This is a genomic window from Streptomyces sp. NPDC006516 (assembly GCF_040611875.1).
GTDB lineage: Bacteria > Actinomycetota > Actinomycetes > Streptomycetales > Streptomycetaceae > Streptomyces.
The window spans coordinates 48,066-72,979 of sequence record NZ_JBEXPD010000004.1 but is presented as its reverse complement, the minus strand read 5'-3'; the positions used below and the strand labels follow the sequence as shown (position 1 = coordinate 72,979).

Below are 24,914 nucleotides of genomic sequence, written 5' to 3'. Positions count from 1 at the left end.
ATGAGCAAGATCCTGATCCGCGGTGCGAAGGTCCTCGGCGGCGAGCCGCTGGACGTCCTCATCGACGGGGAGACCATCGCCCGCACCGGCACCGGTCTCGAGGCCGGCGACGCCACCGTGATCGAGGCGGCCGGCCAGGTCCTGCTGCCCGGCCTCGTCGACCTGCACACGCATCTGCGCGAGCCCGGCCGTGAGGACAGCGAGACCGTCCTCACCGGCACGAAGGCGGCGGCGGCCGGCGGCTTCACGGCCGTCCACGCCATGGCCAACACCTTCCCCGTCGCCGACACCGCCGGCGTCGTCGAGCAGGTGTGGCGGCTCGGCAAGGAATCCGGTTACTGCGACGTGCAGCCCGTCGGCGCCGTCACCGTCGGCCTGGAGGGCAAGCAGCTCGCCGAGCTCGGCGCCATGCACGACTCCGCCGCCGGGGTGAAGGTCTTCTCCGACGACGGCAAGTGCGTCGACGACGCCGTGATCATGCGGCGCGCCCTGGAGTACGTGAAGGCCTTCGACGGCGTCGTCGCCCAGCACGCCCAGGAGCCCCGCCTCACCGAAGGCGCCCAGATGAACGAGGGCGTCGTCTCGGCCGAGCTCGGTCTCGGCGGCTGGCCCGCCGTCGCCGAGGAGTCGATCATCGCCCGTGACGTGCTGCTCGCCGCCCACGTCGGCTCCCGCGTGCACATCTGCCACCTCTCGACCGCCGGGTCCGTGGAGATCGTCCGCTGGGCCAAGTCCAAGGGCTGGGACGTCACCGCCGAGGTCACCCCGCACCACCTGCTGCTCACCGACGAGCTCGTGCGGTCCTACAACCCCGTCTACAAGGTGAACCCGCCGCTGCGCACCGAGGCCGACGTCATGGCCCTGCGCGAGGCGCTCGCCGACGGCACCATCGACTGCGTCGCCACCGACCACGCCCCGCATCCGCACGAGGACAAGGACTGCGAGTGGGCCGCCGCCGCCATGGGCATGGTGGGCCTGGAGACCGCGCTCTCCGTGGTCCAGCAGACGATGGTGGACACCGGGCTCCTCGACTGGGCGGGCGTGGCCGACCGCATGTCCTTCCGCCCCGCGGCCATCGGAAGGCTCGAAGGACACGGCCGGCCCGTCTCGGCGGGTGAGCCCGCCAACCTCACCCTGGTCGATCCGGCATACCGTGGAGCTGTGGACCCCGCGGGCTTCGCCTCCCGCAGCCGCAACACTCCGTACGAGGGTCGCGAGCTGCCCGGCCGAGTGACCCACACCTTCCTGCGGGGCCGTGCCACGGTCGTCGACGGGAAGCTCGCGTGACAACACTCCACCCCAATTACCAGCTGTACCGACTGGCCGCCGAGCAGAAGTCGGCCGAAGTGACGGACTGGTCCGCCCGCATCAGCTGGGTCGTCGGACTGATCGTCTTCGTCGCCTTCGTCTACTGGCTGATGCGCCAGGGATGGAAGTGGCGGGGAAGTCTCCAGTCCGGCCTGCCCGAGCTCGCCACCACCCCCGACGGGTTCCCGGACGGGGAGAGCCTGCTCACACTCTCCGGGCGTTACCACGCGTCCACGACCGCGGGGCAGTGGCTCGACCGGATCGTCGCCCACGGCCTCGGGACCCGCAGCAGGGTCGAGCTGACCCTCACGGACCAGGGTCTCGACGTCGTACGCCCCGGGGCCGCCGACTTCTTCGTACCGGCCGGCGCGCTGCGCGAGGCCAGGCTCGACAAGGCGCTCGCCGGGAAGGTCCTGCCCGAGGGCGGCCTGCTCGTCATCACCTGGGCGCACGGCGACCAGCTGATCGACTCGGGCTTCCGCTCCGACCACGCGGCCGAGCATCAGGCATGGGTCGACGCCGTCAACCGGCTCGCCGGCCACACCGACAACAACCTCACCAGCTCGACGGAAGGCACCGCACGATGACGATCTCCACCCGGGGAGCCGGAAAAGCTCCCGCCGTACTCGTCCTGGAGGACGGCCGCTCCTTCCGCGGCCGCGCCTACGGGGCCGTGGGGGAGACCTTCGGCGAGGCGGTGTTCTCCACCGGCATGACCGGCTACCAGGAAACGCTGACGGACCCCTCCTACCACCGCCAGGTCGTCGTCATGACGGCCCCGCACGTCGGCAACACCGGCGTGAACGACGAGGACCACGAGTCCAAGCGGATCTGGGTCTCCGGCTACGTCGTCCGCGACCCCGCCCGGGTGCCCTCCAACTGGCGCTCCCGCCGGTCGCTGGACGAGGAGCTCGCGAGCCAGGGAGTCGTCGGCATCAGCGGCATCGACACCCGTGCGCTCACCCGCCATCTGCGCGAGCGCGGAGCGATGCGCGTCGGCATCTTCTCCGGCAACGCGATCCAGGACGAGGGCACACTGCTCGCCAAGGTGCGCCAGGCCCCCGAGATGAGCGGCGCCGACCTCGCGGCCGAGGTCGCCACCAAGGAGGCGTACGTCGTCCCCGCCCTCGGCACCAAGAAGTTCACCGTCGCGGCGATCGACCTCGGCATCAAGGGCATGACCCCGCACCGCATGGCCGAGCGCGGCATCGAGGTGCACGTCCTGCCGGCCACCGCCACTCTCGACGACGTCTACGCGGTCCAGCCCGACGGTGTCTTCTTCTCGAACGGCCCTGGCGACCCGTCCACCGCCGACCACCCCGTCTCCGTCATGCGCGGTGTCCTGGAGCGCAAGACCCCGCTCTTCGGCATCTGCTTCGGCAACCAGATCCTGGGCCGCTCGCTCGGCTTCGGCACCTACAAGCTGAAGTACGGCCACCGGGGCATCAACCAGCCCGTGCAGGACCGCACGACCGGCAAGGTCGAGGTCACCGCGCACAACCACGGCTTCGCCGTCGACGCCCCGCTCGACAAGGTCTCCGACACGGAGTTCGGCCGCGCCGAGGTCTCCCACGTATGCCTGAACGACCAGGTCGTCGAAGGGCTCCAGCTGCTCGACCAGCCTGCCTTCAGCGTCCAGTACCACCCCGAAGCAGCCGCGGGCCCGCACGACGCCGCGTACCTCTTCGACCGTTTCGTCACCCTGATGGAGGGCCAGCGTGCCTAAGCGCTCCGATATCCAGTCCGTCCTGGTCATCGGCTCCGGTCCGATCGTCATCGGGCAGGCCGCCGAGTTCGACTACTCCGGCACCCAGGCCTGCCGTGTGCTCAAGGCCGAGGGCCTGCGCGTCATCCTGGTGAACTCCAACCCGGCGACGATCATGACCGACCCGGAGATCGCCGACGCCACCTACGTCGAGCCGATCACCCCCGAGTTCGTCGAGAAGATCATCGCCAAGGAGCGCCCCGACGCGCTGCTCCCGACCCTCGGGGGGCAGACCGCGCTCAACACGGCGATCTCCATGCACGAGAACGGTGTCCTGGAGAAGTACGGCGTCGAGCTCATCGGCGCCAACGTCGAGGCCATCAACAAGGGCGAGGACCGCGACCTCTTCAAGGGGGTCGTCGAGGCCGTCAAGGCCAAGATCGGTTACGGCGAGTCCGCCCGCTCCGTCATCTGCCACACCATGGACGACGTCATCGCAGGCGTCGACACCCTCGGCGGCTACCCCGTCGTCGTCCGCCCCTCCTTCACCATGGGCGGCGCCGGCTCCGGCTTCGCCCACGACGAGGAGGAGCTGCGCCGCATCGCCGGACAGGGCCTCACGCTCTCGCCGACCACCGAGGTGCTCCTGGAGGAGTCCATCCTCGGCTGGAAGGAGTACGAGCTGGAGCTGATGCGCGACAAGAACGACAACGTCGTGGTCGTCTGCTCCATCGAGAACTTCGACCCGATGGGCGTCCACACCGGCGACTCGATCACCGTGGCGCCCGCGATGACGCTCACCGACCGTGAGTACCAGCGGCTGCGCGACATCGGCATCGCGATCATCCGCGAGGTCGGCGTCGACACCGGCGGCTGCAACATCCAGTTCGCGATCGACCCGGCCGACGGCCGGATCATCGTGATCGAGATGAACCCGCGCGTCTCCCGCTCCTCGGCGCTCGCGTCGAAGGCCACCGGCTTCCCGATCGCCAAGATCGCCGCCAAGCTGGCCGTCGGTTACACGCTCGACGAGATCCCCAACGACATCACCGAGAAGACGCCGGCCTCCTTCGAGCCGACGCTCGACTACGTCGTGGTCAAGGCCCCCCGCTTCGCCTTCGAGAAGTTCCCGTCCGCCGACTCCACCCTCACCACCACCATGAAGTCGGTGGGCGAGGCCATGGCGATCGGCCGCAACTTCACCGAGGCGCTCCAGAAGGCGCTGCGCTCCCTGGAGAAGAAGGGCTCCCAGTTCGCCTTCACCGGCGAGCCCGGCGACAAGGCCGAGCTTCTCGCCGAGGCCGTCCGTCCCACCGACGGCCGCATCAACACCGTGATGCAGGCGATCCGCGCCGGCGCCACCCAGGAAGAGGTCTTCGAGTCCACGAAGATCGACCCCTGGTTCGTCGACCAGCTCTTCCTGATCAAGGAGATCGCCGACGAGCTGGCCGCGGCCGAGCGCCTCGACACCGACCTCCTCGCCGAGGCCAAGCGGCACGGCTTCTCCGACGCCCAGATCGCTGAGATCCGCGGCCTGCGCGAGGACGTCGTGCGCGAGGTCCGGCACGCGCTGGGCATCCGGCCGGTCTACAAGACGGTCGACACCTGCGCCGCCGAGTTCGCCGCCAAGACGCCGTACTTCTACTCCTCCTACGACGAGGAGACCGAGGTCGCGCCCCGCACCAAGCCCGCGGTGATCATCCTGGGCTCCGGCCCGAACCGCATCGGCCAGGGCATCGAGTTCGACTACTCCTGCGTCCACGCCTCCTTCGCCCTGAGCGACGCGGGCTACGAGACCGTGATGGTCAACTGCAACCCGGAGACCGTCTCCACCGACTACGACACCTCCGACCGGCTCTACTTCGAGCCGCTCACGCTCGAGGACGTCCTGGAGATCGTGCACGCCGAGTCGCTGGCCGGCCCGATCGCCGGTGTGATCGTCCAGCTCGGCGGCCAGACCCCGCTCGGCCTCTCGCAGGCGCTCAAGGACAACGGCGTGCCGATCGTGGGGACCTCCCCGGAGGCCATCCACGCCGCGGAGGACCGCGGCGCCTTCGGCCGGGTTCTCGCCGAGGCCGGCCTGCCGGCCCCGAAGCACGGCACCGCCACGACCTTCACCGAGGCCAAGGCCATCGCCGACGAGATCGGCTACCCCGTCCTCGTCCGTCCGTCGTACGTGCTCGGCGGCCGGGGCATGGAGATCGTCTACGACGAGACCCGCCTGTCCTCGTACATCGAGGAGTCCACCGAGATCAGCCCCACCCGGCCGGTCCTGGTCGACCGCTTCCTCGACGACGCGATCGAGATCGACGTCGACGCTCTCTACGACGGCACCGAGCTCTACCTCGGCGGCGTCATGGAGCACATCGAGGAGGCCGGCATCCACTCCGGCGACTCGGCGTGCGCGCTGCCCCCGATCACCCTGGGCGGCTACGACATCAAGCGGCTGCGCGCCTCCACCGAGGGCATCGCCAAGGGCGTCGGCGTACGGGGGCTGATCAACATCCAGTTCGCGCTCTCCGGCGACATCCTCTACGTCCTGGAGGCCAACCCGCGCGCCTCGCGGACCGTCCCCTTCACCTCGAAGGCGACCGCGGTCCCGCTCGCGAAGGCCGCCGCCCGCATCTCGCTGGGTGCCACCATCGCCGAGCTGCGCGAGGAGGGCCTGCTGCCGAAGACCGGCGACGGAGGCACCCTGCCGCTGGACGCGCCGATCTCCGTCAAGGAGGCCGTCATGCCGTGGTCGCGCTTCCGCGACATCCAGGGCCGCGGCGTCGACACGGTCCTCGGCCCGGAGATGCGCTCCACCGGTGAGGTCATGGGCATCGACTCCGTCTTCGGCACGGCGTACGCCAAGTCGCAGGCCGGCGCCTACGGACCGCTGCCCACCAAGGGCCGTGCCTTCATCTCGGTCGCCAACCGCGACAAGCGCACGATGATCTTCCCGGCCCGCGAGCTGGTCGCCCACGGCTTCGAGCTGATGGCCACCTCCGGCACCGCCGAGGTCCTCAAGCGCAACGGCATCAACGCCACGGTCGTGCGCAAGCTCTCCGAGGGCGAGGGTCCCAACGGCGAGAAGACCATCGTCCAGCTGATCCACGACGGCGAGGTCGACCTCATCGTCAACACCCCGTACGGGACGGGCGGCCGGCTCGACGGCTACGAGATCCGCACCGCGGCCGTCGCCCGGTCCGTGCCGTGCCTCACCACGGTCCAGGCGCTGGCCGCCGCGGTCCAGGGCATCGACGCGCTCAACCACGGCGGCGTCGGCGTACGTTCCCTCCAGGAACACGCGGAACACCTGACCGCGGCCCGCGACTGAGGGCCAGCCGCCCACAGGGGGACACCGGAAACGGTGTCCCCCTCTTCATGAGGACACCTGTGATCTACACACTCTTCTTCCGCCTCGTCTTCAAGCGGATGGACCCGGAGCGGGCGCACCACCTCGCCTTCCGCTGGATCCGCCTCGCCGCCCGCACCCCGGTCCTGCGCACGTTCGCCGCCGCCGCGTTCGCCCCCCGCTACGAGGAGCTGCGCACCGAGGCCCTCGGCCTGCGGATGCACGGACCCTTCGGGCTCGCCGCCGGCTTCGACAAGAACGCCGTCGCGATCGACGGCATGTCGATGCTCGGCTTCGACCACGTCGAGATCGGCACGGTCACCGGCGAGCCGCAGCCCGGCAACCCGAAGAAGCGGCTGTTCCGCCTGGTGGCCGACCGGGCCCTGATCAACCGCATGGGCTTCAACAACGAGGGCTCCGCGGCCGTGGCGGAGCGCCTCGCCGCCCGCACCCCGGTTTTCCGCACGACCGTCGGCGTCAACATCGGCAAGACCAAGGTGGTACCCGAGGCCGAGGCCGTGGGCGACTATGTGAAGTCCACCGAGCGGCTCGCCGCCCACGCCGACTACCTCGTCGTGAACGTCTCCTCGCCGAACACCCCCGGCCTGCGCAACCTCCAGGCCACCGAGGCGCTCCGCCCGCTGCTCACCGCCGTGCGCGAGGCGGCTGACCGCACCGTCACCGACCGGCGGGTCCCGCTGCTCGTCAAGATCGCCCCGGACCTCGCGGACGAGGACGTCGACGCGGTCGCCGACCTGGCCGTCGAGCTCGGCCTGGACGGCATCATCGCCACCAACACCACCATCGCCCGCGAAGGTCTCGGCCTGAGCTCCGCGGCGTCCCTGGTCGCGGAGACCGGTGGGCTCTCCGGCGCACCCCTCAAGGAGCGCTCCCTGGAGGTACTGAGCCGCCTGTACGCCCGCGTGGGGACCCGGCTCACCCTCGTGGGGGTCGGGGGCGTCGAGAACGCCGAGGACGCCTGGCAGCGCATCCTCGCCGGCGCCACGCTGGTGCAGGGCTACAGCGCCTTCATCTACGAGGGCCCGTTCTACGCCCGTGCGATCCACAAGGGCCTGGCCGCCCGGCTGGCCGCCTCCCCGTACGCCACCCTCGCCGAAGCCGTCGGCGCCGAGACACGGAAGGTCATGCAGTGACCCTTGCACCCTTCGGCGCGCGCCTGCGCCACGCCATGGACACCCGCGGGCCGCTCTGCGTCGGCATCGACCCGCACGCCTCCCTGCTCGCCTCCTGGGGCCTGAACGACGACATCGCGGGCCTGGAGCGCTTCACGCGTACGGTCGTCGATGCCCTGGCGGACCGCGTCGCCGTGCTGAAGCCGCAGTCCGCCTTCTTCGAGCGCTTCGGCTCGCGCGGCATCGCCGTCCTGGAGAAGGCGGTCGAGGAGGCCCGCGCGGCCGGGGCCCTGGTGCTCATGGACGCCAAGCGCGGCGACATCGGCTCCACGATGGGGGCCTACGCGGCCGCCTACCTCGACAAGGACTCACCGCTGTTCTCCGACGCGGTCACCGTCTCGCCGTACCTCGGCTTCGGCTCGCTGCGCCCGGCGCTCGACGCCGCGGCGATCTCCGGGGCGGGGGTCTTCGTGCTCGCGCTCACCTCCAACCCGGAGGGCGCGGAGGTCCAGCGCGCCACCGCGGCGGACGGGCGCTCGCTGGCCCAGCTGATGCTCGACCACATGGCGGCGGAGAACGCCGGCGCGACGCCGCTCGGCTCCGTCGGCGCGGTGGTGGGTGCCACGCTCGGGGACGCGGGGGCCGATCTGTCGATCAACGGTCCGCTGCTCGCTCCCGGCATCGGCGCCCAGGGCGCGACCCCCGCGGATCTTCCCCGGGTCTTCGGCGCCGCCGTGGGCAACGTGGTGCCGAGCGTGAGCCGGGGCGTGCTGTGCCACGGACCGGACGCGTCAGGGCTGCGCGAAGCCGCCGGACGGTTCGCGGACGAGGTCCGTGCGGCCGTCTCGGAGGACTGACGATGCCACGTAACAGGCGGTTGACGGAATCCTGACCAGAAATCCGGGTTGTTATGGCCGAAATGTCCCGGTCGGCCAAGGCTGACCAGGACTTTTCGTCTGTTCTCGCTGACTCAGGCGGCCATGGCCGCTAGTCTCCGTCGAGAGCCAACGAGCACTCGTTGTTCGTTGCTCACCAGGTGTGGGGCTACAGGGTTCCTCACCGGTCCGTATCCGACAGATCGACATCCGAGGTGACGTAGGCGTGGCTCTTCCGCCCCTTACCCCTGAACAGCGCGCAGCCGCGCTCGAAAAGGCCGCCGCGGCTCGCCGGGAGCGGGCCGAGGTCAAGAATCGACTCAAGCACTCCGGCGCCTCGCTCCATGAGGTCATCAAGCAGGGCCAGGAGAACGACGTCATCGGCAAGATGAAGGTCTCCGCTCTTCTCGAGTCCCTGCCGGGCGTGGGCAAGGTCCGCGCCAAGCAGATCATGGAGCGGCTCGGCATCTCCGAGAGCCGCCGGGTCCGGGGTCTCGGCTCCAACCAGATCGCATCCCTGGAGCGTGAGTTCGGCGGCAGCGCCGCCTGACGTTCTCAGGCACTCCTGAGAACGGGGATAATCGCCCCATGGCTGCAACATCCCGGGGGACGTCCCCCGTGCCCCCGGACGCACGTCCGCGGCTGACCGTGCTCTCCGGCCCCTCCGGGGTCGGTAAGAGCACGGTCGTCGCTCATATGCGCAAGGTTCACCCCGAGGTCTGGCTCTCGGTGTCCGCCACGACCCGTAAGCCCCGCCCCGGCGAGCGCAACGGCGTCCACTACTTCTTCGTGGACGACGAGGAGTTCGACAAGCTGGTCGCCAACGGCGAACTGCTGGAGTGGGCCGAATTCGCAGGCAACCGTTACGGCACCCCCCGCCGGGCGGTCCTCGACCGCCTGGAGGCGGGTGAGCCGGTGCTGCTGGAGATCGATCTGCAGGGCGCCAGGCTGGTCCGCCAGTCGATGCCCGATGCGCGGCTCGTCTTCCTCGCGCCGCCCAGCTGGGACGAGCTGGTGCGCCGGCTCACCGGCCGGGGGACGGAGGCGCCCGACGTGATCGAGCGCCGGCTCGCCGCGGCGAAGGTCGAACTGGCCGCCGAGGCGGAGTTCGACACGACGCTCGTCAACACCTCCGTCGAGGACGTCGCACGCGAGCTGCTAACGTTGATGCTGCAGGCTTCCGGCCTCCGCGGCACCGACGGCTGATCTCACAGATCCTCACCGGTCCACGGACGCAGAGCAGCACCACTGCGGAACCCAGCATGATCAAAGATCTCTTTGATCTCTATCCCCTTCGGAAGGCAGAGAGTGTCCTCTTCCATCACCACGCCCGAGGGCATCATCAACCCGCCGATTGATGAGCTCCTCGAGGCCACCGACTCGAAGTACAGCCTCGTGATCTACGCCGCCAAGCGCGCGCGTCAGATCAACGCGTACTACTCGCAGCTCGGCGAAGGCCTCCTCGAGTACGTCGGTCCGCTCGTCGACACCCACGTGCACGAGAAGCCGCTCTCGATCGCGCTCCGCGAGATCAACGCGGGCCTGCTGACCTCCGAGGCCATCGAGGGCCCCGCGCAGTAATCAGGCGGTACGCAGGAAACGCACCTTCACCACAGGCCCGGCGGCACGTCCGCCGGGCCTGTGGTGTGTCCGCGGCCGGGCCCGCCGCAGTGCCGAGGGCGCGGTGAGGCAGCATGGAGTACGTACGTCATGAGGCCGCACGCGAGTGCGCGGAGACACGAGTGCGGGGAGACGCAGTGGAGAAGCCGAAGGTCGTCCTGGGGGTCAGCGGAGGCATCGCCGCGTACAAGGCGTGCGAGCTGCTGCGCAGGCTGACCGAGTCCGGCCACGACGTCCGGGTCGTCCCGACCGCCGCGTCGCTGAACTTCGTCGGAGCGGCGACCTGGTCCGCCCTCTCCGGGAACCCGGTGTCGACCGAGGTCTGGGACGGTGTGCACGAGGTGCCGCACGTCAGGATCGGCCAGGCCGCCGATCTCGTCGTCGTCGCGCCCGCGACCGCGGACATGCTCGCCAAGGCCGCCCACGGCCTCGCCGACGACCTCCTCACGAACACCCTGCTCACCGCGCGCTGTCCGGTCGTCTTCGCGCCCGCCATGCACACGGAGATGTGGGAGCACCCCGCCACCCAGGAGAACGTCGCCACCCTCCGCCGCCGTGGCGCCGTCGTCATCGAGCCCGCCGTGGGCAGGCTCACCGGCGTGGACACGGGCAAGGGCAGGCTGCCCGACCCCGGGGAGATCTTCGAGGTCTGCCGGGGCGTCCTGGCCCGTGGCCCCGTGGCCGCCGACCTCGCCGGCCGGCATGTGGTGATCAGCGCGGGCGGCACCCGTGAGCCGCTCGACCCGGTCCGCTACCTGGGCAACCGCTCCTCCGGCAAGCAGGGGTACGCCCTGGCCCGCACGGCGGTCGCCCGTGGCGCCCGGGTGACCCTCGTCGAGGCCAACACCGGGCTCCCCGACCCGGCGGGCGCCGACGTCCTGCACGCCGGGACCGCCGTGCAGCTGCGTGAAGCCGTGCTGAAGGCCGCAGCCGACGCCGACGTGGTCGTGATGGCGGCGGCGGTCGCCGACTTCCGGCCCGCGGCCTACGCCTCGGGCAAGATCAAGAAGAAGGACGGCCAGGAGCCCGCGCCCATCGCCCTCGTCCGCAACCCCGACATCCTCGCCGAGGTCGCCGCGGAGCGTGCCCGGCCGGGGCAGATCGTCGTGGGCTTCGCCGCGGAGACGGACGACGTCCTCGCCAACGGCCGCGAGAAGCTCCGCCGCAAGGGCTGCGACCTCCTCGTCGTCAACGAGGTAGGGGAGCGCAAGACCTTCGGCTCGGAGGAGAACGAGGCGGTCGTGCTCGCGGCGGACGGAGCGGAGACCGCTGTGCCGTACGGTCCCAAGGAGGCACTCGCCGACACGGTGTGGGACCTGGTGGCGGCCCGTTTCGGCCAGACCGGCTAGGCCGGACCGACTGGGAGGAATCTCACGACAATCAGCCTTATTGTGCCCCCGAAAGGGCGAATTTTCGTACTGCCGTCAACGGTGCCGCAGGTCACAGACCCTCCAAGGGGCGAGACGTGTCGCCCATTCACCGGGAGCGACCGATAAACTGGTCGACGGAATGTGCCGGGCGCAGCTCCCGGCGGTCCACCAATGATCAGCCAGCAGCCGCTGCAACCCCAGGGAGCGATGTGTCCCGCCGTCTCTTCACCTCGGAGTCCGTCACCGAGGGCCACCCCGACAAGATCGCTGACCAGATCAGCGACACGATTCTGGACGCGCTCCTGCGTGAGGACCCTTCCTCGCGCGTCGCCGTCGAGACCCTGATCACCACTGGTCTGGTGCATGTCGCGGGTGAGGTCACGACCAAGGCTTACGCCGACATCCCCAACCTCGTGCGCAACAAGGTCCTGGAGATCGGTTACGACTCCTCCAAGAAGGGCTTCGACGGAGCCTCCTGCGGCGTCTCCGTGTCCATCGGGGCGCAGTCCCCGGACATCGCCCAGGGTGTCGACACGGCGTACGAGAAGCGTGTCGAGGGCGACGAGGACGAGCTCGACAAGCAGGGTGCCGGCGACCAGGGGCTGATGTTCGGCTACGCCTGCGACGAGACGCCCGAGCTGATGCCGCTCCCGATCTACCTCGCGCACCGCCTCTCACGCAGGCTGTCCGAGGTCCGCAAGAACGGGACCATCCCGTACCTGCGCCCCGACGGCAAGACCCAGGTCACCATCGAGTACGACGACGACAAGGCCGTCCGCCTCGACACCGTCGTCGTCTCCTCGCAGCACGCCTCCGACATCGACCTCGACTCGCTGCTCGCGCCCGACATCCGCGAGTTCGTCGTGGAGCACGTCCTGGCGCAGCTCATCGAGGACGGCATCAAGCTCGACACCGAGGGCTACCGCCTCCTGGTGAACCCGACCGGGCGCTTCGAGATCGGTGGCCCGATGGGCGACGCCGGTCTGACCGGCCGCAAGATCATCATCGACACCTACGGTGGCATGGCCCGCCACGGTGGCGGTGCCTTCTCGGGCAAGGACCCGTCCAAGGTGGACCGCTCGGCCGCCTACGCCATGCGCTGGGTCGCCAAGAACGTCGTCGCGGCCGGACTCGCCACCCGGTGCGAGGTCCAGGTCGCCTACGCGATCGGCAAGGCCGAGCCCGTGGGCCTGTTCGTCGAGACCTTCGGCACTGCCGCAGTCGACACGGAGAAGATCGAGCACGCCATCAGCGAGGTCTTCGACCTCCGCCCGGCCGCGATCATCCGCGACCTCGACCTGCTCCGCCCGATCTACGCCCAGACCGCGGCGTACGGCCACTTCGGCCGGGAACTCCCCGACTTCACCTGGGAGCGCACCGACCGCGTGGACGCGCTGCGCCAGGCGGCGGGGCTCTGAGCCGAGCCCCTCGTTCTCGCCCGGGGCCCGGACACCGCGACGCGGGTCCGGGCCCCGGGCGTGTGCCAGGGCCCGGAAATCGGGGTGCGGTGCGCGGGTGCCGTGCCCCATGGTGGCTCCGGCTCCCGGTGCGAAGGCTGCGGATACTTCTGGAGCGGGGCGGTGTCCCCGCAGTGAAAGAACCCCGCCGCGGCCGATCCTGATCTCGGGGGCCGTTTCGCCGTCCGGCGCCTCTGTCGGTGGCGTCTGGTAGGAATTTGGCTGTGAGCAGCGACAACGAGCGGTCCGACGACCCCGGCGCAGGGGCCCCGGAGCAGCTTGCGCTCATCCGGGAGACGGTGCGCCAGGCCAAGGTGCCGCGCGCCAAGCCCAGGACCTGGCGGGGAGCTGCGCTGGCCGCGGAGCTGCCGGTCGCCCGTGTCCTGGTGAACAAGGGCGCGCTCCACCTCGACCAGTACTTCGACTACGCCGTCCCGGAGGAGCTCGACGCCGCGGCACAGCCCGGTGTCCGCGTCCGGGTCCGGTTCGGCGCCGGAGGCCGGCAGGTCCGCGGCGGGCGGCGCGAGGGCGGCGGTCTCATCGACGGCTTCCTGATCGAGCGGCGCGCCTCCTCGGACTACCAGGGCGCCCTCGCCGCCCTGGCCTACGTCGTCTCACCCGAGCCGGTGCTCGGGCCCGAGCTGCTGGAGCTCTCCCGGGCCGTCGCCGACCGCTATGCCGGCAGCCTCGCTGATGTGCTGCAGCTCGCCGTGCCGCCCAGGAACGGCCGAGCCGAGTCCAAACCGTCGCCCGCGCCCCTTCCGCCCCCGCCCGCTCCGGAACCAGGTACCTGGGAGCGCTACGCCCAGGGGCCCGGTTTCCTGCGGGCTCTGGCGGAGGGCGGGGCGCCACGCGCCGTGTGGACCGCGCTGCCCGGACCGCACTGGCCCGAGGAGATCGCCCGCGCCGTGGCCGCAACCCTGGCCTCCGGCCGCGGCGCGCTCGTCGTCGTACCGGACGGGCGCAGTGCCGGGCGGGTCGACGCGGCCCTGACCGGGGTGCTGGGGGAGGGGCGGCACGCGCTGCTGACGGCCGAGTCAGGCCCCGAGAAGCGCTACCGCCAGTGGCTCGCCGTCCGGCGCGGATCGGTGCGCGCGGTGGTCGGCACGAGGGCCGCCATGTTCGCCCCCGTCACCGATCTCGGGCTGGTGGCCGTCTGGGACGACGGGGACTCCAGCCACAGCGACGACAACGCCCCCTTCCCGCACGTCAGGGAGGTTCTGGAGCTGCGGGCCGCGCACGGCCGGTGTGCGTTCCTGCTGGGCGGGACGACCTGCACGGTCGAGGCCGCGCAGCTGGTCGAGAGCGGCTGGGCCCTGCCCCTGCGCGCGGACCGGGACCAGCTGCGGATCGCCGCACCCCTGGTCCGTACGGTCGGCGACGGGGAGCTCGCACGCGACGGCGCGGCCCGCTCGGCGCGACTGCCCAGCCTGGCCTGGCAGACAGTACGGGACGGACTGCGCAGCGGGCCCGTGCTCGTCCAGGTCCCGCGCAGGGGGTACGCCCCCCGACTGGCCTGCGAGCGCTGCCGCGAACCCGCGCGGTGCCGGCACTGCGCGGGTCCCCTGGAAGCGCCGGACCAGCGGAAGCTCGACTGCGCCTGGTGCGGGCGCGCCGAAACGGCCTGGAGCTGTGGCGCCTGCGGCGGTGTGCGGCTGCGGGCGCAGATCGTCGGGGCCCGCCGGACCGCCGAGGAGCTGGGCCGGGCGTTCCCGGCCGTTCCCGTGCGGACGTCGGGCCGCGACCACGTGCTGGACTCCGTGCCCGGACAGCCGGCCCTGGTCGTCAGCACCCCCGGGGCCGAACCGGTGGCCGAGGGCGGGTACGCGGCTGCGCTGCTCCTGGACGGCTGGGCGATGGTCGGCAGGCCCGACCTGCGGGCCGGCGAGGAGGCGTTGCGGCGCTGGACGGCCGCCGCCGCGCTGGTGCGGGGCCAGCCGGAAGGGGGCACGGTCGTGATCGTGGCCGAACCGACCTTGCGGCCCGTCCAGGCCCTGGTCCGCTGGGACCCGGTCGGCCATGCCCGCCGAGAGCTCGCGGAACGGGCCGAGCTCGGTTTCCCGCCCGTGTCCCGGATGGCTTCGGTGACAGGCCCCGCCGAGGCGGTGGCCGCCTTCCTCGCGGGTGCCGAGCTGCCCCCTGAGGCGCAGGTGCTCGGACCGGTACAGGTGCCGGGCGCCGCTCCCGGCAGGCCCCGCAGGCAGGGTGACGCCCCGCCCGGCGACACCTGGGAGCGGGCGCTGATCAGGGTTCCGCCGGGGCGGGGCGCGGCGCTGGCGACCGCCCTGAAGACGGCACAGGCCGCCCGGACGGCCAAGGGCACCGGCGATCCGGTACGGATCAGGATCGACCCCCTGGACATCGGCTGACGACGCCTGGGCCGGGTCCTGGGTCCTGGCGCTCCTCAGCCGTTACGGGGCCCCGGAAACGCTCCCGGGCGGTCCGAGGGCTGCGGCGGCATGGAGCGGGCCGCGGGCACGGAGGGCAGCGCGGGGGAGGAGTTCTGCGCCGCGGGCAGCGGGCGGTTCACGGTCTCGGCAGCCGCCTCCGCCGACCCCGGCTGCGGGGTGTTGCGGCGCGCGCCGTAACGGCGGTGCACCGCCTGCTTGGTGACGCCGAGGGCAGAACCCACCGCGTCCCACGAGAACCCCAGCGAACGGTCGAAGTCCACCGCCGCCGTCACCAGCGTCTCGACGCTGTCCCGCAGTTCCTGGGCCAGCCGCACCGTCGGGGCCGGCGCCCTCCCGTAGACGACGAAGCCCGCGGACGGGCCGGAGCGGCGCGGACGGTAGACGTTGCCCAGCTGCGCAGTGAGGGTGCGCAGGGCGTCCACCTGCCGCCGGACCCGCTCGATGTCCCGCACCAACAGGTGCAGGCTGGCACGCGCTTGGGCGTCGTGGGTTGCGTGGTCGGCCATGAAGAAGCCTCTCGAACCGGCGTTGAAAGGGATCGGACCGCGTGAGGGCGGTCCACTTCGGTCAATCTCACTTGACCAACGCGTCACCCGGCCATGTGGTCACGCAATAGGGGCGTATGTGCATGTGCGCGGGGCGCACGACGCCCGCGTACGCTCCCCGTGGCCGGGTTCACGCGAGGCCCTAGACTGGTGTGCTGCTCGCCACGTACGTTCCGGCCCGAGAGGCAGTCCGCCACCCATGAAGCTCGTCTTCGCAGGCACCCCCGAGGTCGCCGTTCCCGCCCTGGACGCCCTGATCGCCTCCGGCCGCCACGAGGTGGCCGCCGTGGTGACCCGCCCCGACGCCCCTGCCGGGCGAGGGCGCCGGCTCGTGGCCAGCCCCGTGGCGGAGCGCGCCGAAGAGGCCGGGATCGAGGTGCTCAAGCCGGTCAGGCCGCGCGACGAGGACTTCCTGGCCCGGCTGCGTGAGATCGCACCCGACTGCTGCCCCGTCGTCGCCTACGGCGCACTGCTGCCCAGGACCGCGCTGGACGTCCCGGCCAGGGGCTGGGTGAACCTCCACTTCTCGCTGCTGCCCGCCTGGCGCGGGGCCGCGCCCGTGCAGCACTCCGTGATGGCCGGGGACGAGGTCACCGGCGCCTCGACCTTCCTGATCGAGGAGGGGCTGGACTCGGGACCCGTGTACGGCGTCCTGACCGAGGAGGTCCGGCCCACCGACACCAGCGGCGACCTGCTCACCCGGCTCGCCTTCGCGGGCGCCGGGCTGCTCGCCGCGACCATGGACGGTATCGAGGACGGCACCCTGCACGCCGTCCCGCAGCCCGCCGACGGCGTGACGCTCGCCCCCAAGATCACGGTCGAGGACGCCCAGGTGCAGTGGTCCGCGCCCGCCCTCCGGGTCGACCGCGTGGTGCGCGGCTGCACCCCCGCACCGGGCGCCTGGACCCTCTTCCGCGGGGAACGCCTGAAGCTGGTCCAGGTCGTGCCCGTCCTCGACCGCACGGATCTCGCCCCGGGCGAGCTGTCCGTGGGCAAGAACAACGTGTACGTGGGCACCGGCTCGCACGCCGTGGAGCTCCTGTGGGTGCAGCCGCAGGGGAAGAAGCCGATGCGCGCCGCCGACTGGGCCCGCGGGGTGCGCATCGCCCACGGGGAGCTGCTGGGCCTCTGAGGCCCCGGGCGGCCGGCGGCCTCGGGACCGGCCGCCCGGCCCGGGGACCCGTCGGCGGCCTCGGGACCGGCCGGCGGGGACCGGCGACGTACGCTGGACGGGATCGCCCCCTCACCATCAGCGGAGCACCTTTCACGTGAACGACCAGCAGCGTCGCCGTCCCGCCAAGCCCCACCGCCGCCCGAAGAAGGACCCGGTCCGCTTCCTCGCCTTCGAGGTGCTCCGGGCCGTCGACGAGCGCGACGCCTACGCCAACCTCGTCCTCCCGCCGCTGCTGAAGAAGGCACGCGCCAAGGGCGACTTCGAGGGCCGGGACGCCGCGCTGGCGACCGAGCTGGTCTATGGCACGCTGCGCCGCCAGGGCACCTACGACGCGATCGTCGCCGCCTGCATCGACCGGCCGCTGCGCGAGGTGGACCCGCCGGTGCTCGACGTGCTCAACATGGGTGTGCACCAGCTGCTCGGCACCCGCATCCCGACCCACGCGGCCGTCTCGGCCAGTGTGGAGCTCGCGCGGGTGGTGCTGGGCGAGGGGCGCGCCAAGTTCGTCAACGCCGTGCTCCGCAAGGTCACCGCGCACGACCTCGACGGCTGGATGGAGCGTGTCGCCCCCTCGTACGAGGAGGACGCCGAGGAGCACCTCTCCGTCGTCCACTCGCACCCCCGGTGGGTCGTCTCCGCGCTCTGGGACGCCCTCGGCGGAGGCCGCGCGGGGATCGAGGACCTGCTGGAGGCGGACAACGAGCGGCCCGAGGTCACGCTGGTGGCGCGCCCCGGCCGCTCGACCCCCGACGAACTGCTGGACGCCCTCGGCGAGGAGAGCGGCCTGCCCGGCCGCTGGTCGCCGTACGCCGTGCGGATGGCCGAGGGCGGCGAGCCCGGGGCCCTGGCCGCTGTGCGGGACGGCAGCGCCGGTGTGCAGGACGAGGGCAGTCAGCTCGTCGCCGCCGCCCTGGCCGCCGCGCCCGTCGAGGGCGAGGACAGCCGGTGGCTCGACGGCTGCGCGGGACCGGGCGGCAAGGCCGCGCTGCTGGCCGCGCTGGCCGCGGGGCGCGGCGCGACCCTGCTCGCGGCCGAGAAGCAGCCGCACCGGGCCCGGCTCGTCGAGCGCGCGCTCGCCGGCAACCCCGGGCCCTACCAGGTGATCACCGCCGACGGCACCCGGCCGCCGTGGCGGCCCGGCTCCTTCGACCGGGTCCTGATGGACGTCCCGTGCTCCGGCCTCGGCGCACTGCGCCGGCGCCCCGAGTCCCGCTGGCGGCGCCGGCCCGAGGATCTGGAGGGCTTCGCACCCCTGCAGCGCGGTCTGCTGCGCGAGGCGCTGAAGGCCGTACGCGTCGGCGGGGTGGTCGGTTACGCGACCTGCTCGCCGCATCTGGCCGAGACGCGTGTCGTCGTCGAGGACGTGCTCAAGGGACGGGGAGGGGCACCGGCCGAGGCCGAGTGGATCGACGCCCGTCCGCTGCTCCCCGGAGTGCCGGCGCTGGGCGACGGGCCCGACATCCAGCTCTGGCCGCACCTGCACGGCACCGACGCGATGTACCTGGCCCTGCTGCGCCGAACGGGCTGACGCGGCGCGGTGCCGCACGGGCCGGCGCCGAGCGGCTCCGTACGGACCGACGCGGCGCGGTGCCGCACGGGCTCTCAGGTCGCGCGGGTTCCCGGTCAGCGCGGGCGGTCCCCGGCGACGGCGACACGCTCGGCCATCCGGCGGTGCGGGGCGTAGTCGTTCACCGCGTAGTGCTGCGTCGCCCGGTTGTCCCAGAACGCCACGTCACCCGCGCGCCAGGTGAAGCGCACCTGGTACTCGGGGACGTGTGCCTGCTGGAAGAGCAGCCGCAGCATCCGGTCGCTCTCCTCCTGGTCCCAGCCCACGATCCGGGTGGTGAACGAGGTGTTGACGAAGAGCATCCGGCGTCCGGTGGCGGGATGCGTCCGCACCACCGGGTGCTCGACCGGCGGGAAGCGGTCCTGGAAGGGGAGCAGCCGCTCCGGAGGGGTGAACCGCGCGAACCCCGGCACGAAGTCGTGCACCGCCCGCGCCCCCTCCAGACGTGCCCTGGTCTCCGGCGGAAGGTTGTCGTACGCGGCGGCCATGTCGGCCCACATGGTGTCCCCGCCGTAGGGAGGCACCTCGCGCAGGTGGAGGACCGCGCCGAGCGCGGGCCGCTCGCGGAACGTCACATCGGTGTGCCAGACGTTCTCGAAACTCGGCGTGGCCGAGCGGTCGAAGCGCGCCACCTCCGGATCGTCGCCGGTGGCCAGCAGGGGGTTGGTCTCCAGCTCGCCCCAGTTGCGGGCGAAGGCACGCTGCTCGGCCGAACTGGGGTGCTGCCCCCGGAAGAAGAGCACCTTCCACTCCAGCAGCGCCCGGTCGAGCTCCCCGCGCACGGCCGGCGTGAGCGGACGGGTCAGGTCGACACCGCCGATCTCCGCGCCGATGAGCGGCCCGAGCGGAACGACGTCGAACAGCGTGTAGGGCCGGTCGGGCTGACCCGGCGCCAGCCTGCGCAGCTCGCGGGTGCCCTCGTACAGTCCGTCCGGAGGCAGCCGGGTGGAGCGCAGTGCGGGGGCGGGACCGAGGGGCGTGGTGAGGGACATGGGGACTCCTGTCTCCGTCGGGGGGTGTGGGCCGCCCGCCGGGACGGGCGGCCCCGGGGAATCAGCGGGCCGCGTCGCGTACGGCTGCGCCGATCTCGGCGCGCAACGCGGCGTACTCCGGCAGTCCGCGTAGCCCGTCCGGGTCGTCGGCGCCCGTACGGGGCAGGGGGATCGGGACGTCCAGGGCCACGGTGCCCGGGCCACCGCTCAGGACGACCGCGCGGGTGCCCAGGAAGACGGCCTCGTCCACGCTGTGCGTGACGAAGACCGAGGTGATCCCCGTACGCGCGCTCACCGTTCTCAGGTCCTCCTGGAGGCGCTCACGGGTCAGCGCGTCCAGCGCGGCGAACGGCTCGTCCAGCAGGAGCAGGTCCTTGCCGCCGGCCAGGGCCCGGGCGATGGCCACCCGCTGCTGCTGGCCCCCGGAGATCTGCCACGTCCTGCGCCGGGCGGTGCCGGCCAGACCGACCCGCTCCAGCAACTCCTCGACGCGTGAGGGGCGTTCGGCTCGAGGGATCCCCGCGTAGCGCAGCGCCAGGGAGATGTTCTCCCCGACCGTGTGCCAGGGGAACAGCCGTGGCTGCTGGAAGACGACTCCCGCCTGACGCCCCGGCTCGGGTGCCCCGCCGTGCACGCTCACGTCACCGGACGAGGCCCGTTCGAAGCCGGCGATCAGCCGCAGCAGTGTGCTCTTGCCGCTTCCCGAAGGGCCGACGAGCACCAGGAACTCGCCGGCCGGGACATCGAGCGACAGCGGGCCGAGGGCCGTGACGGTGTCCGGGCCGCGACCGTAGCGATGGGTCACGTCACGGACGGAGACGGCGGGAGTGACGGTCGCGGGTCCGGCCTCCCGTGCACCGTCCCGGGTGTTCTCGCGGGGGTCATCCGGAGACGGCATCGCTCAGCCCTTCCACGTAGACGGCCTTCTCCAGCTCGGAGAGCTCCGGCGCGGCGGGGATCTGTTTCTGCCCGGCCAGGAACTCCGCCGCGCTGTGCAGGTTCTCCGCCAGTCCGCCGACCTTTCCGGGGCGGCCCAGCCACTTGTCGTCCGCCTGTTCGGCAGGCTTGAGGAAGATGCCCTGCTTCAGCTGGGTGGCGGCGTCGCCGGGGTCGATCCCGAGCTGCTTGCCGACGGCGTCGGCGGCGGCCGACGGGTCGTCATGGATGAGGTCCAGGGCCTGTGCCTGCGCCTTGCGCCAGGCGGCGATCACCTCGGGCTGCTTCTCGATGAAGGCGGTGGACGCCACCCCGAGGTCCAGCGTCGGCTTCCCGGACGCGGCCAGTTCCCGGCTGGAGAGCAGGGTCTTGCCGGTCTTCCCGAGTTCGTCGAGCGTGGGCAGCCACACGTAGGCGGCGTCGATGTCGCCCCGCGACCAGGCCGCGACGATGTCCTGCGGTTCGAGGTCGAGCAGTTCCACCTTCGAAGCGTTTACTCCCGCCTTGTCGAGCGCGGCCAGCAGGCTGTAGTGCGAGGTGGAGCTGAAGGGTGTGGCGACCTTGTGGCCCACCAGGTCCTCCACGTCCTCGATGCCGGAGCCGTCACGGGCCACCAGCGCCTCGTTGTCACCGGCGACGTCCAGGACCCAGGTGACCTGGTACGGGATGTTCAGCGGCTCGGACAGTCCGCGCGCCACCGGGCTGGAGCCGATCGCGGCCAGATCGATCGAGCCGGCGACGAACGCGGTGTTGATGCTCGCCCCGGAGTCGAATTTGATCCACTTGACGGTGTGGCCGGGCAGGGCCTTCTCCAGCAGGCCCTTCTCCTTCACGATCAAGTCGCCGCTGGGGAAGGCCTGGTAGCCGATCCGGATCGTGCTGCCGCCGCCTTGGCCGTCACCGCCTCCGCCGCCGGTTCCGCAGGCCGTGGTGACGACGAGAGCCCCCAGAGCCGCTACGAGCAGGGAGGTGCGGCGCAGACCGCGTGTTCCGGGCATGGCGTAGTCCTTCGTTCGTTCGTCGATCGTGGGATCCGCACGGGCAGGAAGCTCGGGTGGTACGGCGCAGGTGGCTCACGAGAGCCTGCGCCAGGGGGCGAAACGGTTCTCGGCACCCCGCAGCAGCGCGTCGATCAGCAGGCCGGAGACACCGATGGCGAAGAGCCCGAGAACGACCACGTCGGACTGGTTGTAGCGCTGGGCGTCACGGATCATGCCGCCGATGCCGGGCAGTCCGTTGACGGTCTCGGCGGCGACCACCGAGGAGTACGCGATCCCGAACGCCAGCCGTACGCCGACGAGGATCTCCGGCAGCGCGGACGGCAGGACGACGGAGGCCACCACCTGGGAGCGGCGGGCCCCGATGGCCCGTGCCGCCTCCACCAGCGAGGCGGGCGCGGAGGCGACGGCGGACGCGGTGGCGACGGCCACGGGCGGCATGGCGGCGATCGCCAGCAGCCACAGCTTGGGTGCCTCGTCGATGCCGAACCAGATGATCAGCAGGCTGAAGTAGGCCAGCGGCGGCAGCGTCCGGAGGAAGGCCACCGCTGGTTCGAACACCACCCGCACCCAGGGCAGCGTGCCCATCAGCACCCCGGCCACGAGCCCGGCCAGGACACCGGCGCCCGCGCCGATCGCGATCCGGCGCAGGCTGATGCCCAGATGCTCGATCAGAGTGTGGCCCTGGTAGCCGCGTACCCCGTCATGGGTGCCGGAGGCCGCGACGAGCGCGTCCCAGACGGCCGACGGCGGCGGCACCAGCAACGGCGACCACAGGCGCAGGGTGGTGACGAGCTGCCAGAGGGCGAGCAGTACGGCCAGCGCGAGGAGCCGCAGCCCCACGCGCCGCAGCCGTGCGGTTCTCTCGGCGGTGCTCCCGGGCGAGCGGCGGCTCGGCGGGGGTACGGCCGAGGGATCACGGGAGGGTGCCGGGCCGGGTGGCCGCTGCTCCGTCGTGGGTGTGGTCATGGCGGGCTCCGTCGGGAGGTGCCGAAGGCACCCGGCCGCCGAAAGAAACGGGCGGACGGGGCCGGGCAGGCGGGTGCGGGGCGCGGAGTGGGGCGCCCGCGGCAACGGGGGAGGGGCCCCGCAGAACGTGCGTGCGCCGGCTCGCCGTACGCGGACACAGGTCCGGTCAGGCTCGCGGACGGAGTTCTGGAGGGGATCGCCGGCTCACCCGAGGGGCGGCCGGAAGGCGGGCGGACGACGCCGCACAGTTCTGGAAGCGCTCAGCGCTGCCGGGCCAGGCTCAACAGGAGCAGCTGGTCACGCGGCAGAGATCGATGCTGAGGCGCTCCCTCAGGAACTGGTCGCTGATCACGCAGCGTTTCTAACACAGCCTCAAGGCCGGCACCAGAGGCTGTCCGCGCCCTGGTACGGCCCGAGGCGGGTTCGACCGCTCCCGCGGGGCCCGCGGGGTGTGCCGAGCGGGCGGGGCGGAGGGGAGGAAGGGAGACGGTGAGGGCGGTGGGATCCCACCCTGCCCGCCGGAGCCGCCTCCCCGGCCGGCTCCGGGAGACGGAATCGCGGGGTGAAAAGGCCGGGATCGTGAGAACCGTAATGATCCCGTGAGGCTTTGGGGCGCACCGAGGCGGGGAAGTGGCGCGGAGCATGGCAGGCTTGGGTGCATGGCCCAGATCAACCCCAGCATCCTGTCCGCCGACTTCGCCCGCCTCGCCGAGGAGGCGAAGGCCGTCGATGGCGCCGACTGGCTCCATGTCGATGTCATGGACAACCACTTCGTGCCCAACCTGACGCTCGGGGTGCCCATCGTCGAGGCCCTGAGCAAGGCCACGGACACCCCGCTGGACTGCCACCTGATGATCGAGGACGCGGACCGCTGGGCCCCGCAGTACGTCGAGGCCGGTGCGGGGTCGGTGACCTTCCACGCGGAGGCCGCCGCCGCGCCCGTGCGGCTCGCGCGGGAGATCAGGGCGAAGGGGGCCCGCGCCTCCATGGCGCTGAAGCCCGCCACGCCCATCGAGCCGTACGAGGACCTGCTCCCCGAGCTCGACATGCTGCTGATCATGACCGTGGAGCCGGGCTTCGGCGGCCAGGCGTTCCTGGACATCATGCTGCCGAAGATCCGCCGCACCCGTGAGCTGATCTCCAAGCACGGACTCGAACTGTGGCTGCAGGTAGACGGCGGCGTCTCCGCCACCACCATCGAGCGGTGCGCCGAGGCGGGCGCGGACGTGTTCGTCGCCGGCTCGGCGGTGTACGGGGCCGAGGACCCGGCGGAGGCGGTGCGGGCGCTGCGCGCGCAGGCGGACACGGCCACGGCCGCGGCCGCCTGGGCGTGCGGCCACTGAGACAAGAGCAGATGAACGCGGCCCGACGGGCCGGATCAAGGATCGCCGGATCTGACAGGATGAGCGGCGTATCGGGCGTGTGAACAGCAGTGAGGAGATCGCGGTGTCTGGCATCTCGGCGGGTCGGTCAGCCATGCGGATGGGACCCGCGGAGCTGGTGCAGGCGGCGGCCATGGCCCGCCGGTTCTACCTCGAGGGAAAGTCGAAGATCCAGATCGCCGAGGAGTTCGGCGTCAGCCGCTTCAAGGTGGCCAGGGTTCTGGAGACGGCCCTCGAGCGTGATCTCGTACGGATCGAGATCCGGGTACCGGCGGAGCTCGACGCGGAGCGCTCCGACGCGCTCCGGGCGCGTTACGGCCTGCGGCACGCTGTCGTGGTCGAATCCCCGGCGGAGGAGCAGGACGACGCCGCCGACCCGGAGAACCTCGGTGAGGTCGCGGCCGATCTGCTCGGTGAGCTGGTGAACGAGGGAGATGTGCTGGGGCTGGCCTGGGGCCGCTCCACCATCCACATGGCGGCGGCCCTCGACCGGCTGCCGCCGTGCACGGTCGTGCAGCTGACCGGCGTCTACGACGCGGGGACGGCGGAGCGCGGGTCGGTCGAGGCGGTGCGTCGCGCGGCCCAGGTGTCCGGAGGCGAGGCGCACCCCATCTACGCCCCGATGCTGCTGCCCGACCCGGCCACGGCCGCCGCCCTGCGCCACCAGACGGGTATCGCACGCGCCTTCGAGTACTTCGACAAGGTGACGGTGGCGGCGGTCTCGATCGGGTCGTGGGAACCGGGCATCTCCACCGTCCACGACATGCTCTCGGACGAGGAACGCGGCCACTACGCCTCGCTCGGTGTCGCCGCGGAGATGTCGGCGCACCTCTTCGACGCCGACGGCCGCAGGGTCGGCCGGGATCTCGGCGAGCGGTGCATCACGGTGGAGGCCGACCGGCTGCGCCGGATTCCCGAGGTGGTGGCCATCGCCGGCGGCCAGCGCAAGGCGGCGGCGATCGGCGCGGTACTCCGCTCGGGCCTGGTCACCAGCCTCGTCACGGACACGGCGGCGGCCGACTACCTCCTGACGGAGTCCGCCGCGGGCCAGCGCCCGGCGCTGGAGCGTGCCGACCCCGACGACTGAGACGGATCACGCCGGCCGAGGCCGGACAGCACGGAGGCCGGACAC

General features: G+C 72.0%; 21 protein-coding genes. 16 read left to right on the top strand and 5 right to left on the bottom strand.

Features of this window, described 5'->3' with window-relative positions:
- From ABZY45_RS14635 to ABZY45_RS14580, 12 genes are all read left to right on the top strand, one after another.
- Positions 1-1,287 carry a dihydroorotase gene (locus tag ABZY45_RS14635; protein WP_356739798.1) on the top strand — a complete coding sequence of 429 codons (1,287 nt, stop codon included), beginning with the start codon at positions 1-3 and terminating at the stop codon, positions 1,285-1,287.
- Positions 1,284-1,895: a hypothetical protein gene (locus ABZY45_RS14630; protein ID WP_356739796.1), complete on the top strand. Its 612-nt coding sequence runs from the start codon at positions 1,284-1,286 to the stop codon at positions 1,893-1,895. The genes ABZY45_RS14635 and ABZY45_RS14630 overlap by 4 nt, the downstream gene beginning before the upstream one ends.
- On the top strand, positions 1,892-3,034 hold the full coding sequence (carA, locus tag ABZY45_RS14625) for a glutamine-hydrolyzing carbamoyl-phosphate synthase small subunit (RefSeq protein WP_356739794.1): 1,143 nt from the start codon (positions 1,892-1,894) through the stop codon (positions 3,032-3,034). The genes ABZY45_RS14630 and carA overlap by 4 nt, the downstream gene beginning before the upstream one ends.
- Positions 3,027-6,335: a carbamoyl-phosphate synthase large subunit gene (gene carB, locus ABZY45_RS14620; RefSeq protein ID WP_356739792.1), complete on the top strand. Its 3,309-nt coding sequence runs from the start codon at positions 3,027-3,029 to the stop codon at positions 6,333-6,335. The genes carA and carB overlap by 8 nt, the downstream gene beginning before the upstream one ends.
- 62 nt (positions 6,336-6,397) lie before the next feature.
- Positions 6,398-7,507, top strand: coding sequence for a quinone-dependent dihydroorotate dehydrogenase (locus ABZY45_RS14615; protein ID WP_356740429.1), 1,110 nt, complete (start codon positions 6,398-6,400; stop codon positions 7,505-7,507).
- Positions 7,504-8,343 (top strand): orotidine-5'-phosphate decarboxylase, encoded by an 840-nt coding sequence (pyrF, locus tag ABZY45_RS14610; RefSeq protein ID WP_356739790.1) that lies wholly within the window; start codon positions 7,504-7,506, stop codon positions 8,341-8,343. Before ABZY45_RS14615 ends, pyrF begins: the two co-directional genes overlap by 4 nt.
- 244 nt (positions 8,344-8,587) lie before the next feature.
- Positions 8,588-8,911 (top strand): integration host factor, encoded by a 324-nt coding sequence (locus ABZY45_RS14605; RefSeq protein ID WP_014157387.1) that lies wholly within the window; start codon positions 8,588-8,590, stop codon positions 8,909-8,911.
- Between the two features lie 38 nt (positions 8,912-8,949).
- Positions 8,950-9,567 carry a guanylate kinase gene (gene gmk / locus ABZY45_RS14600; RefSeq protein ID WP_356739788.1) on the top strand — a complete coding sequence of 206 codons (618 nt, stop codon included), beginning with the start codon at positions 8,950-8,952 and terminating at the stop codon, positions 9,565-9,567.
- 102 nt (positions 9,568-9,669) lie between these two features.
- Complete coding sequence (rpoZ, locus tag ABZY45_RS14595) at positions 9,670-9,942, top strand: DNA-directed RNA polymerase subunit omega (protein ID WP_003970369.1); 273 nt, start codon at positions 9,670-9,672, stop codon at positions 9,940-9,942.
- A gap of 176 nt (positions 9,943-10,118) precedes the next feature.
- Positions 10,119-11,330, top strand: a complete 1,212-nt coding sequence (gene coaBC / locus ABZY45_RS14590; protein WP_356739786.1) for a bifunctional phosphopantothenoylcysteine decarboxylase/phosphopantothenate--cysteine ligase CoaBC — start codon at positions 10,119-10,121, stop codon at positions 11,328-11,330.
- Positions 11,331-11,560: 230 nt separating this feature from the next.
- Entirely contained in the window at positions 11,561-12,769 is a 1,209-nt protein-coding gene (metK, locus tag ABZY45_RS14585) for a methionine adenosyltransferase (protein ID WP_356739784.1), read from the top strand.
- A gap of 263 nt (positions 12,770-13,032) precedes the next feature.
- Positions 13,033-15,177, top strand: a complete 2,145-nt coding sequence (locus ABZY45_RS14580) for a primosomal protein N' (RefSeq protein WP_356739782.1) — start codon at positions 13,033-13,035, stop codon at positions 15,175-15,177.
- 35 nt (positions 15,178-15,212) lie between these two features.
- Here the strand turns inward: ABZY45_RS14580 and ABZY45_RS14575 are convergent, their stop codons facing one another.
- On the bottom strand, positions 15,213-15,725 hold the full coding sequence (locus tag ABZY45_RS14575; protein WP_356739780.1) for a hypothetical protein: 513 nt from the start codon (positions 15,723-15,725) through the stop codon (positions 15,213-15,215).
- 238 nt (positions 15,726-15,963) lie between these two features.
- On the opposite strand from ABZY45_RS14575, the gene fmt reads away from it, so the two are divergent.
- Both fmt and ABZY45_RS14565 read left to right on the top strand, forming a co-directional pair.
- A complete protein-coding gene (fmt, locus tag ABZY45_RS14570; protein ID WP_356739778.1) occupies positions 15,964-16,896 on the top strand; it encodes a methionyl-tRNA formyltransferase in 933 nt (310 codons plus the stop codon).
- Between the two features lie 136 nt (positions 16,897-17,032).
- Positions 17,033-18,466 carry a transcription antitermination factor NusB gene (locus ABZY45_RS14565; protein ID WP_356739776.1) on the top strand — a complete coding sequence of 478 codons (1,434 nt, stop codon included), beginning with the start codon at positions 17,033-17,035 and terminating at the stop codon, positions 18,464-18,466.
- A 95-nt stretch (positions 18,467-18,561) separates the two neighbouring features.
- Here ABZY45_RS14565 and ABZY45_RS14560 read toward each other — a convergent pair whose 3' ends face one another.
- From ABZY45_RS14560 to ABZY45_RS14545, 4 genes are all read right to left on the bottom strand, one after another.
- The gene (locus ABZY45_RS14560) at positions 18,562-19,497 is read right to left on the bottom strand and encodes a TauD/TfdA family dioxygenase (RefSeq protein ID WP_356739774.1); all 936 of its coding nucleotides are present in this window, start codon (positions 19,495-19,497) and stop codon (positions 18,562-18,564) included.
- A 61-nt stretch (positions 19,498-19,558) separates the two neighbouring features.
- On the bottom strand, positions 19,559-20,395 hold the full coding sequence (locus ABZY45_RS14555; RefSeq protein WP_356739772.1) for an ABC transporter ATP-binding protein: 837 nt from the start codon (positions 20,393-20,395) through the stop codon (positions 19,559-19,561).
- Positions 20,379-21,431: an ABC transporter substrate-binding protein gene (locus tag ABZY45_RS14550; RefSeq protein ID WP_356739770.1), complete on the bottom strand. Its 1,053-nt coding sequence runs from the start codon at positions 21,429-21,431 to the stop codon at positions 20,379-20,381. Before ABZY45_RS14550 ends, ABZY45_RS14555 begins: the two co-directional genes overlap by 17 nt.
- Positions 21,432-21,506: 75 nt before the next feature.
- Positions 21,507-22,400, bottom strand: coding sequence for an ABC transporter permease (locus tag ABZY45_RS14545; RefSeq protein WP_356739768.1), 894 nt, complete (start codon positions 22,398-22,400; stop codon positions 21,507-21,509).
- A 659-nt stretch (positions 22,401-23,059) separates the two neighbouring features.
- On the opposite strand from ABZY45_RS14545, the gene rpe reads away from it, so the two are divergent.
- On the top strand, positions 23,060-23,743 hold the full coding sequence (rpe, locus tag ABZY45_RS14540) for a ribulose-phosphate 3-epimerase (protein WP_356739766.1): 684 nt from the start codon (positions 23,060-23,062) through the stop codon (positions 23,741-23,743).
- A gap of 139 nt (positions 23,744-23,882) precedes the next feature.
- Positions 23,883-24,869, top strand: coding sequence for a sugar-binding domain-containing protein (locus ABZY45_RS14535; RefSeq protein WP_325748069.1), 987 nt, complete (start codon positions 23,883-23,885; stop codon positions 24,867-24,869).
- Positions 24,870-24,914 lie beyond the last annotated feature (45 nt).

Excerpts from the sequence above, each read along its gene's own strand:
- carA (WP_356739794.1), top strand. The coding sequence starts at position 1,892 with ATGACGATCTCCACCCGGGGAGCCGGAAAAGCTCCCGCCGTACTCGTC.
- gmk (WP_356739788.1), top strand. The coding sequence starts at position 8,950 with ATGGCTGCAACATCCCGGGGGACGTCCCCCGTGCCCCCGGACGCACGT.
- ABZY45_RS14560 (WP_356739774.1), bottom strand. The coding sequence starts at position 19,497 with ATGTCCCTCACCACGCCCCTCGGTCCCGCCCCCGCACTGCGCTCCACC.
- ABZY45_RS14550 (WP_356739770.1), bottom strand. The coding sequence starts at position 21,431 with ATGCCCGGAACACGCGGTCTGCGCCGCACCTCCCTGCTCGTAGCGGCT.
- ABZY45_RS14555 (WP_356739772.1), bottom strand. The coding sequence starts at position 20,395 with ATGCCGTCTCCGGATGACCCCCGCGAGAACACCCGGGACGGTGCACGG.
- rpe (WP_356739766.1), top strand. The coding sequence starts at position 23,060 with ATGGCCCAGATCAACCCCAGCATCCTGTCCGCCGACTTCGCCCGCCTC.
- ABZY45_RS14635 (WP_356739798.1), top strand. The coding sequence starts at position 1 with ATGAGCAAGATCCTGATCCGCGGTGCGAAGGTCCTCGGCGGCGAGCCG.
- ABZY45_RS14545 (WP_356739768.1), bottom strand. The coding sequence starts at position 22,400 with ATGACCACACCCACGACGGAGCAGCGGCCACCCGGCCCGGCACCCTCC.
- ABZY45_RS14575 (WP_356739780.1), bottom strand. The coding sequence starts at position 15,725 with ATGGCCGACCACGCAACCCACGACGCCCAAGCGCGTGCCAGCCTGCAC.
- fmt (WP_356739778.1), top strand. The coding sequence starts at position 15,964 with ATGAAGCTCGTCTTCGCAGGCACCCCCGAGGTCGCCGTTCCCGCCCTG.
- ABZY45_RS14535 (WP_325748069.1), top strand. The coding sequence starts at position 23,883 with ATGGGACCCGCGGAGCTGGTGCAGGCGGCGGCCATGGCCCGCCGGTTC.